Source organism: Okeania sp. SIO2B9 (genome assembly GCF_010672505.1).
In the GTDB taxonomy this organism is placed as follows: domain Bacteria; phylum Cyanobacteriota; class Cyanobacteriia; order Cyanobacteriales; family Microcoleaceae; genus Okeania; species Okeania hirsuta.
In genome coordinates this window covers 1-9,890 of sequence record NZ_JAAHGK010000108.1, presented here as the reverse complement: position 1 = coordinate 9,890, position 9,890 = coordinate 1, and the positions used below count along the sequence as shown (strand labels likewise).

At 37.2% G+C, this 9,890-nt stretch carries 7 protein-coding genes; 2 read left to right on the top strand and 5 right to left on the bottom strand.

Annotation, left to right across the window (positions count from 1 at the left end; genetic code table 11):
- Positions 1-232 precede the first annotated feature (232 nt).
- The 4 genes from F6K13_RS06325 to F6K13_RS06310 all read right to left on the bottom strand — a co-directional run bounded on the left by F6K13_RS06325 (position 233) and on the right by F6K13_RS06310 (position 6,781).
- Positions 233-844, bottom strand: a complete 612-nt coding sequence (locus tag F6K13_RS06325) for a hypothetical protein (RefSeq protein ID WP_124143381.1) — start codon at positions 842-844, stop codon at positions 233-235.
- Between the two features lie 46 nt (positions 845-890).
- Complete coding sequence (locus F6K13_RS06320; RefSeq protein WP_275670284.1) at positions 891-1,016, bottom strand: hypothetical protein; 126 nt, start codon at positions 1,014-1,016, stop codon at positions 891-893.
- 861 nt (positions 1,017-1,877) lie between these two features.
- The gene (gene mfd, locus F6K13_RS06315; RefSeq protein ID WP_124155084.1) at positions 1,878-5,420 is read right to left on the bottom strand and encodes a transcription-repair coupling factor; all 3,543 of its coding nucleotides are present in this window, start codon (positions 5,418-5,420) and stop codon (positions 1,878-1,880) included.
- A 1,211-nt stretch (positions 5,421-6,631) separates the two neighbouring features.
- The gene (locus F6K13_RS06310; protein ID WP_161564620.1) at positions 6,632-6,781 is read right to left on the bottom strand and encodes a hypothetical protein; all 150 of its coding nucleotides are present in this window, start codon (positions 6,779-6,781) and stop codon (positions 6,632-6,634) included.
- Between the two features lie 22 nt (positions 6,782-6,803).
- Here F6K13_RS06310 and F6K13_RS06305 point away from each other — a divergent pair, with 22 nt between their 5' ends.
- Both F6K13_RS06305 and F6K13_RS06300 read left to right on the top strand, forming a co-directional pair.
- On the top strand, positions 6,804-8,003 hold the full coding sequence (locus F6K13_RS06305) for a hypothetical protein (protein WP_124146018.1): 1,200 nt from the start codon (positions 6,804-6,806) through the stop codon (positions 8,001-8,003).
- A gap of 6 nt (positions 8,004-8,009) precedes the next feature.
- On the top strand, positions 8,010-8,195 hold the full coding sequence (locus tag F6K13_RS06300; RefSeq protein ID WP_124146019.1) for a hypothetical protein: 186 nt from the start codon (positions 8,010-8,012) through the stop codon (positions 8,193-8,195).
- 672 nt (positions 8,196-8,867) lie between these two features.
- On the opposite strand, the gene F6K13_RS06295 is transcribed toward F6K13_RS06300, so the two are convergent.
- The coding region (locus F6K13_RS06295) for a hypothetical protein (RefSeq protein WP_287287036.1) at positions 8,868-9,890 on the bottom strand (1,023 nt) is incomplete at its 5' end.

Below are 9,890 nucleotides of genomic sequence, written 5' to 3'. Positions count from 1 at the left end.
TCAGAAATAACCTAGTTATTTGTAGCAAATATTTATCAAATTGGTATTAGAATTGTTTACAGGAATATAATCGCAAATTTATTCTAAATCTCGAATTGCTTCATCTGAGATACAGCGGTATGTTTTTGATATTTCAATTATAAAAAATAACTTTTTTTCAGGAATTTTTAATCCCAATTTTGGTTATTTCCAAGTGTTATTTTACTACTAAATATTAGATTAAGAGACTATTTTAATTATTATCCAACTGTAACAAGCTTTGCTGAAATACATAATTTACAACAGCAAATAATTTCTCCAAATCTCCAATACTATAACTAATAGTATTCCTAGTAAAAATATCTCCTTTTAATTTACCAAATTCCCAAAATTTACCATTAGAAACAATACCAAAAATAGTTTGTTCTAAATCGTTGTTAATTTTCTGTACTGCTAATAATTCTGCTAAACATTGACCCCATCCTTCTTCAAATTTATCTTGCTTGGCTTCAACTACTAAAAAATAGGGTTTGTCAAAAATCATTCTGCCTAGAGGATTGAGTTTAGTCACAATATAATCTGGTTGTCCTGAAAGTTTTTCATCATAAATTAAAGTTTCGTGGCTCCAAAGCGTCAGTTTCTCATAATAAGATTTCCAGACTTCTTTCAAAAGAGGATAAATTAAATTTTCGCAAATAGCATATTCTGAACCGTATATGGTTCCATGAGAAAGTAGAAATTCTAATTCTTCTCTAAAATTTTGAGGCACTGGAAATTCCAGTTCATTGATAAAATTTGCAGAAATATATTTGATTTGATATTCTTTGGCGACTGCTGCAATATTTTTGTAATTACTGAATGGCATGATTTAATACTCTGTTTTAATTATTCTCTAATTCTAACAAACACTGCTAAAACACATAATTTATAACTGCAAATAATCTCTCCAAGTCTCCCAGAGTATAACTGATAATATTCCAGGTAAAAACATCTCCTTTCAATTTACCAAATTCCCAAAGTTTACCGTTAGAAACCATACCGAAAATAGTTTGTTCTAAATCGTTAAAGAAGAAAAACAACTGTACCTCAACTTGAGAAACGCTATATTAATAGTAAGGGTAATTAAAAGAATCTACAGGAGATGTCCCTTTAACTAAAAAGATAAATTATATTATGTATCTGCTCCGGGGAAGCTACCCTACTGCCTTCCAGGGGAGCTACGCTAACGCATAATTAGTTATAATAAAATTTTTGTTTGTAGTTGGGATTTAGCCCTTTTAATACTAAATCCGCTGATGAAGAGGTACTTACCCTATTCCCAAATCCGATCTATAGCAAAAACTTCAACTTTTTTGAATATCCTATTACTAAACCGGATGTAGTATAAATACTTATGTTAGGGCTAGAGCACAACTACGAGCATAATTAGGGTTTACTGAAAAAGTATGAGTGGTAGGGGTAGGAGACAGGAGACAGGAGACAGGAGAAATTGGAATTTATAGGAGGTAGGAGCTAAGTTTTGTAAGAATGATTTTTCTGCCCAACTATGCGCCTAAAATACGCTCCTTTTTGAGCATAAAGAGGTGAAAAATTTGCACTTTTTTCGACTCCAAAAATTCTTTAGTCTTTATATGTCAATGCTTTTAGATTTAATCAGCAAGCCCTAATTATAACTGTTTTACTGTAAGCGTAGCTCCCCGAAGGGGGCACATGATATTACAGCCTAAAAAATGGTATGAAAACTATTCATTCTGTAGGTTGCCAATGTGGCGGCTTCCCTACCTGACTACTAATAAATAGCCTAGGTATTTGTAGCAAACAGTTGTCAAATTGTTATTGATTTTTTTAGTCACAAAATAAGTTAATAACACCCCTCCCAATCATAGTCAAAACACTTTTTATAAATACTGAAAATTTAATTGAGTTTCTGGCAAAGCACCTTCCATTTTAATCAACCATTCTATTAAATTTTCTAACTGTTTATCAGCACTTAAAACACCTAAACCACGAACTGTTACTTTACCCTTACTAAACACAAAACGAGACTTTAAATGACCTGGTAATTTCTCCTTTAATAAATTCCAAGCTGGTTCCTCCATTGGTGTTTCTAAAACAACGTGTTGTTTCCCTTCTAATTTAATCCGAGAAAAGCCTAATTTTTTGGCAATTTGTTTTAATTCCATCATCCTTAATAACTGTAAAGCAGCTTTCGGAATAGTACCGTAGCGATCGCTCCAATCAATTTCTATTTGACTCAACTCTTCCCGACTATTAGCAGCAGCAACTAACCGATATGCACTCATTTTTTGATCTAAATCTAGAATATAGTCTGCGGGAATGAACGCAGTCAAACTCAAGTCAATTTGCGTATCATCCACCTGGGGAATTTCCTGACCTTTAACCTCACTAATTGCTTCTTGCAACATCTCCGTATACAGATCGAACCCAATGGTATTCACCTGACCAGACTGCTCTGCACCTAAAATATCTCCCGCTCCCCGAATCTCTAAATCTCGCATTGCCAACTGATATCCAGAACCCAACTGGGTAAACTCCTGAATTGCGCGCAACCGTTTTTGGGCATCATCTGTCAGTGCTACCCCACCGGAAGCAGTAGTAGGATAAAATAACCACGCATGAGCTTGCACCCCCGCACGACCAACCCTTCCCCGCAACTGATACAACTGAGACAAACCAAACTTTTGAGCATCCTCTATTAATATCGTGTTGACCCGAGGAATATCCAAACCAGACTCAATAATTGTGGTACAAACCAAAATATCAGCTTCGCCAGCACTAAACGTGAGCATTATTGACTCCAATTCATTAGCATCCATCTGACCGTGACCGATATTAATTCTAGCTCCGGGAATCATTTCTCGTAATTTTCCCGCCAACTCTTCAATACCCTCAATGCGCGGTACAACATAAAAAACTTGCCCTCCTCTATTCAACTCTTGGCGAATTGCAGTGCGAGCAGTTTCCAGATCGTAGGGTGCAAGATGAGTTTTTATCGGACGACGCAATGGGGGTGGAGTCGCAATTAAACTCATTTCCCTAATTCCCGAAAGCGCCATATATAAAGTCCGGGGAATTGGCGTTGCAGTCAATGTCAACACATCTACCTGAGCTTTGAGCGCCTTAATTTTTTCCTTCTGGTTAACACCAAACCGTTGTTCCTCATCCACCACCAACAACCCCAACTCCCGAAAGTTAATCGTTTTGCTTAAAATAGAATGGGTGCCAACAATAATATCCAACTCCCCAGTCGCCAACCTCTGCTGAATTTCTTTCTTTTCATTAGTAGTACGGAAGCGGTTGAGTAAACCTATTTCTATGGGATAAGGTGCAAAACGTTCTTTGAGAGTATGATAATGTTGCTGAGTTAAAACTGTAGTCGGGGCGAGAAATGCTACTTGTTTGTTGGCAGTGACTGCTTTAAAAATTGCCCGAATAGCAACTTCTGTTTTACCAAAACCCACATCACCACAAACCAGGCGATCCATTGCTCGCTCACTTTCCATATCCCGTTTCACATCTTGAGTTGCTTTCAACTGGTCGGGAGTAGGTTGATAGGGAAACGAATCTTCCATTTCTTCTTGCCATGGGGAGTCAGCAGGAAAACTATAACCTGTTTGTTTGGCGCGTTGAGCATAAAGTTTCAGCTGGTCAACGGCTAATTTTTTGATTGACTTGCGGACTTTATTTTTGGTGCTTTCCCAAGTTTTACCCGTCAGTTTATTGAGCTGCGGTTTTTTCTTATCTGTACTTCTCAGTCGCGACAGAGAACTGAGTTGGTCAGCGGCAACTCTGAGCAAACCGTCAGCATATTGAATTGCCAGATAGTCGCGAGTTTCATTATTCAGAGTCAGACTTTCTAATTTGACAAACTTGCCGATACCATGTTGACGGTGAACTACATAATCTCCGGGACGCAGTTTATTGGGGTCTACTTGTTTGGAAGCTGCTTGACGACGTTTGCGAATATAGGTGGGAGTGGCGAGGGTGTGTTGTCCGTAAAATTCTCGGTCGCTAATCAAAACTAACCGGAATGTGGGTAAAACAAATCCTTCTAATTCTGCTAACCCACTATATTTGATGGCAACGGGGGTGTGTTGGGTTTGCAGTCTATCAATGGCGGGGTAGTCCCGGGGGTTGGGGATAAACTGAGCGGGACAGTCGTGTTCCTGGAGTAGGGATACGGACCGCGATGGTTGAGCAGAAATGAGAAATACGGAAAATTTCCGTTCCCTTTCCTGGCGCAGGTTTTCTGCCAGTTTTGCGTATTGGTGTGGCATGACTGGTAAGGGACGACTGGCGAGGTTGAGGGTATATTCGACTGAGCTGGTAATACTGCTATTGCTTTCTTTGGCAAGTTCGGATAAATATAGTCTGGGAAATAATTCTACTTCTGCGAGAGAGTCGGCAAAAGTGCGGTGAATTTTTGGTAATGGTTGGGATGTTTGGTCAGCGTTGAGTTGTTGCCAGTTTTCTTCTACCAGTTCAAACCAGCGATCGCCATGAGCAGCACATTGGTCAGCTTCGTCTATGGCGACTAGGGTATTTTCTGGCAAATAGTCTAAAAGGGAGACAAATTTTGAGTCGGTCATTGACTCTAAGTTTCCCCACCCCCACTGACTAAAGTTTGTGGGAGTGACTACTATTTTGGCAATTTTGTCGAGGGAGCGTTGAGTAGAAGGGTCAAATTCCCGAATTTTTTCGAGTTCGTCGCCAAACCATTCTAGGCGCACTGGTAATTCTGATGCTACGGGAAATATATCTATAATATCCCCTCGGCGACTCCACTGACCCTCGGTTTCTACTAGGGGTACTCTTTCATATCCCATCTGGGCAAGTTTTTCATCTAAAGATATACACTCTAAACCATCAGACTGAGAATGATTTATCTGTGTATCTGTGGCCGATCTCCCTGTCGTGCTGAAGGTTTTGGAGTTGCTGGTAATGCCTGGGTTAAGGGTAAGACAATAGGGTTGAAATTGTTTGATTGTGGGTAGGTGGGGTTGGAGCGATCGCTCTGTTGCAACTACGGCCATTTTTGCTTTATTGCTATCGTTACCATTGTTAGTTGCATTTTCTGGCGCATTCTCACTTAGCAAGTCTGCCAATACTTGCATTTGTCCCCAAATCATTTCTTCGGAGTGGGAGGGTTCGTAGGGTGATGCTTCTGAGGTGGGATAAAAGTGAACTTTCGGCCATCCTATTGCTTCTAACTGTGCCGCCCACCGTCCCGCTTCTTCTAAAGTGGCAGTAACGATAAATAAATTTTGCTGTTGTTGTTGGGCCAGGGTAGATGCAACTAAGCCTTTGGGTAAACGCGGAGCGCCGTTGAGTTGTAGGCATTGGTGTTGTTGGAGTTTGTTTAGGAGTTCGGTTGTTAAGGGCGATCGCCCGAGTAGTTTAAGAATAGAAGATAGTGTCATTTCAGTTATCAGTTATCAGTTATCAGTTATCAGTACCAACCCCTAAAGCATGAGGCAAGAAAATACTGAAGTTTACTTTTTTCTGGCTATTGACCCTATTTTTTGGTCATAAGATTTTTAATTTGATTTTCTAAGCCGGAAGTCAAGAGTCAGCGAAGCTGAAGTCAGGAGTCAGGATTGCAAAATTTAACAATTCATGATTCTACTCTATTCAGATATATCTTGCTACGAGACAACGGGGAGATGGGGAGTGAGGGAGTAGAGGAGCGGAAAAAACTGTCAGTAGGAAAAAAACCGAAATACATCCTCTTTCTTTGACAAGAATTACGCAAAGGTACTATATATAGTAGATAAAAACCATACCATTGTGGTACATATAGTGTTTTTTTCGGCAAAATGCTTAAGTCCTGTTTTAACAAGCTATCAGCTATCAGCTATCAGCTATCAGCTAAAATCGGCGGGTTCGGCGTCCCCCATGCTTATTTGAAAAAGCGCGTGGTGTGCGTGTTCTGGTGGATTAAAATCCCCATCATACGCCTTGAGAGCTGAGGTGCTGAGGTGCTATTTCAATTGGAGCTGAAGTCATTTTTCTCAATTTCAATTAATACCATTACGGTTGCACCAACTGCCATTATATAGAATCCTTATGATATCTTTGCACGCGGTATGTGCTTTTGGCTGCCGTCCTTAGTCGGTGGTGAAGTCAGGAAATTTAGAAATAGAATAGGGGAAAAAGCGGATGCGACCCTGCGACGACGACGGCTCGCTTGCGGAACGCGCATCAAGCAAGTAGAAAAATGCTCCCTATTCCCCTACTCCCTTACTTCTCTCCCTATCTTCTTACCTCCCCTCAAATGAGTTATACCATTTCTCAAAAACTTTTCTACATTTTTACATAGTAGGGGAGTAGGGGAGTATGGGAGTAGGGGAGTGGGTGAGAAGTAAAAAAAAATAATAATTAATATTAAACTGACTCAAATTAGCAAAAAGTTTATTCGGATAGTTTAATTAGTTAATAACTGAAGTGTTACCCAAATATAGCACTAATGCATGGTAATTGGTATTATATAGCAGTCGAAGGAAAGGTGTTTGACAGATCGCTCATCTTGAAACTCAGACAACGCAATATTTTTCCTTCTTCCTTCTGCTATAAAAAATTCTTGATTAGTTCTTTCAATTGGAAACTATACCAGGGCGAAGTGCTATATTTTTTATTCCCTATCTTTTGATTTTGGGTTTAATACCCCACCGTCTACAGGGTGTTTACAATTGGTTGTGGTTTGTAGACGCGGAGCGGCTTGTCGAAGACTATCCCCATCCACTTTTTCTTCCCTCTTCCTTCTTTCTTCTTCCTTCTTCAATCTCTATTCCTTATTCTCTATTATGTTATCAAAATTCCTCAAATTGATTAACTGGAAAAATTTTAATACATTTTTATTATTAACATTTACCTGGATATTTATACCTCTATTTTTGGTAGAAATTGTGATGATTGTTTTGGAGCCTTATCTATTTAAAGGTCTCTATCAGTACGATTCAGATTTAGGATTTAGAGTACGACCTTATATTAATGGTAATAATCAATTTGGTTTTAACGATAGAGATTATCCTTTGCAAAAAGACCAGAATAAATTTCGATTATTAGTGGTTAGCGATTCGTTTAATTGGGCTGGTGGAAAAGAAGGAAATTATACGGCTTTGTTGGAGAAAAATTTTGATAATTATTATGGCAAACAGCAAGTTGATGTGATTAATGTAGGCTATCCAGGAACTCATACTGGGGAGCAGTTAGCTATGTTGAAAAAATACGGGTTGCAATATAATCCGGATTTAGTAGTATTAGGTTTTTTTGTTGGTAATGATTTTCGGGATGCTGACCCAGAAAGAAAACGAATTATTGTCAATGGTATCTATATAGATATAGATAAGGAAGATGAATTAATTATTTTTGGTTATCCGATTATTGGTAAGTCTAGATTATTGATGTTTTTACAGCAGAAATATCAAGTTTACCAGGAATTACAAAGAGCTAAACAGGATTCTGCCCAGTTTAGTAGTTCTCTAGTTGCTAGTTTAAATTTAGCATCAGCTCCAATTATTGAACGGGAAAAGTCACCGGGAATTTTATCTGAAAAAGCTTTTCTGCGGGTAGAAAAAAGTAGGCTCAAATTCTGTAAGATTAGAGATTTACTTGAGGGCAAGCGAGACGATAATATTAACTATATTTTTCAGAGTATTTCAGAAATGCAAGCCTTATTAGAGTCTCGAAATATTCAGTTTGTGGTGGCAATTTATCCCGATGAATATCAAGTTAATGATGAATTGTTGAATGACATTTTTGCGGAATATGATGATTTGAAGCGAGAGTCTTATAATACGACTTGTCAGCAAGAGATTTTGAGGAAATATTTGGAGGCTAATAGTATTCCTTATATAGATATGTTAGATAGATTTAGAAGAGAACAAAAAAATCGTCCTTTATACTTACTTCGGGAACCTCATTGGAATAGTGCTGGAAATTTATTAGCTGCGGATATTTTATTCGATTATTTAGTAAGAGATATCGATAATTTTTTTGAATAAGGAAGATTGCTATGGCAGAAGGAAGAAGGAAGGAAGAAGAAAGAAAGAAGGAAAAAAAAATGGATTGGGACTCAAAACCCAACCAATTGTAAACACCGTGTAGACGGCGCTTTTTTCAACCCAAAATATAAATTAGGCAAATATAATTCTGGAATATATTCTCGATTCCGTTTTGCTTATCGCTGCAATTAACTCTGGAAATAAAATAACTTCAACACACAACTACTAACTTCATTCAAGGTTGTTTGATTCTGAAATGGTTCAATTAAAGAATCACTCAATAATATTTTACCCAATACTCCTAAATTTAGGCCAGAATTAGGAGGATTTGAGACCGGAGAAAAATAAATATCTACCTGTCTAACCTCCCCTGTTACTTCTCGACTAATTTCGACTTTACCAAAAGGTCATTTCAGTTATCAGTTATCAGTTATCAGTTATCAGCACCTCCTGTAATGGGAGGCTACGAAAATACGGAATTCTCTTTTTTTATCTCCTTAAAAGGGGAAGCTATTGACCTGATTTTTTGGTCATTTAATGTTAAGTTTTTATTTGCTAGCTATATCTAGCTGTGAGGGATAGTTTTATAGCAATTATGAAAAAAAATACTAAGTACCTAAGCAAAATTAATTGTATATTTATCCTCTATTTTCTGAACGTTAAATATCTTACTATATCTAAGCTGCAACTATTTTTTATGAAAATTAAAATGCACTGGTTATTTTGTGTACATTCTTCCCTAAAAAATTTTAATTTTTGGCTAAAAAGGAGCTTTTACCATCTTACTTTACAACTTATTTATATCTATAAATTTTTTCTTCTTCCCTCTTCCTTCTTCCCTCTTCCTTCTTCCCTCTTCCTTCTTTAATTACCTGACAAAACAGTAAGATTTTCACCATTTTTATTAACTACATAAGTACCAGGAATTTGATAAAATTTAGCGGTATCTGTATCTAATGCCCAAGCTTTAACATTAATATTTCCTTGAGGAAATTTATGAGTAGACAATACCTTTTGCCATCCTGACTTAAAGTATTTTTGACTATTAAATTCTTTCACCAGATAAGGTCTTGGCATTGTCATATCTGCCACAGCAGAAACAATAGATTCACCTTGAGAATTATCATAACTTAAAACAATGGCATCTACAGGTAAACCCGTATCAGTAAATATTGCCCAACCAGTCCCTAGTAAATTATTCTCACCAATGAATTCTAGCTTCTCAAAAATACCTTCTACTTCTCTCTCATTATTAGTATCTACAAGGTCTTGAATGCGATTAGTTTTAATTAAAGCAGGGTGTAAAAAACCCATTTCTGTTAAGTAACGCGCCCGTTGTCTATGAGATTCAAAGTAGTAATAATCAATCAAATTTTGGCAGTTATCGTGAGTAAAATTAATGAGTAATAAACATCCTTTATATTTCAAGTAATTCTGTCGCCATGATTTCATCTTTTCTATACTGTAGGTAAAATTATGTATTTGCAGAACAGTTATTATGCCGAGAAACCAGCAAATAATTTTTGAGAATAGGCTTCTATTAATTAACAAGTATTCTTTTTTTATCCAATCCTCTCCCACAATAATTGTTAAATGAATTATGGAGATAATGAGATAAGTGGAAAAGGTTGTATATCTTGAGGAAAGTGCTTGTTCTATACCAAATGAAACTCTACCAATGGATGTAACTAAGGCACTAATAACTGTATATGAACCAAGCATAATCCAACCAATGCTTTGAGACCGAATTTGATAGTCTTTAATCTGCCATAGTACATAAGAAGACAAACAAATAAATAGGGTAATAATTATGGAACCAAGAATAATTGAATTATTGAGAGGTTGTATACTGCTCTTGGTATAGGTAGCAGTATACAACCTCTCAAT

What these genes read in the sequence shown, in the direction of transcription:
- F6K13_RS06325 (WP_124143381.1), bottom strand. Translation starts at nt 844, where the DNA reads ATGCCATTCAGTAATTACAAAAATATTGCAGCAGTCGCCAAAGAATAT.
- F6K13_RS06305 (WP_124146018.1), top strand. Translation starts at nt 6,804, where the DNA reads ATGTTATCAAAATTCCTCAAATTGATTAACTGGAAAAATTTTAATACA.
- F6K13_RS06320 (WP_275670284.1), bottom strand. Translation starts at nt 1,016, where the DNA reads ATGGTTTCTAACGGTAAACTTTGGGAATTTGGTAAATTGAAAGGAGAT.
- mfd (WP_124155084.1), bottom strand. Translation starts at nt 5,420, where the DNA reads ATGACACTATCTTCTATTCTTAAACTACTCGGGCGATCGCCCTTAACA.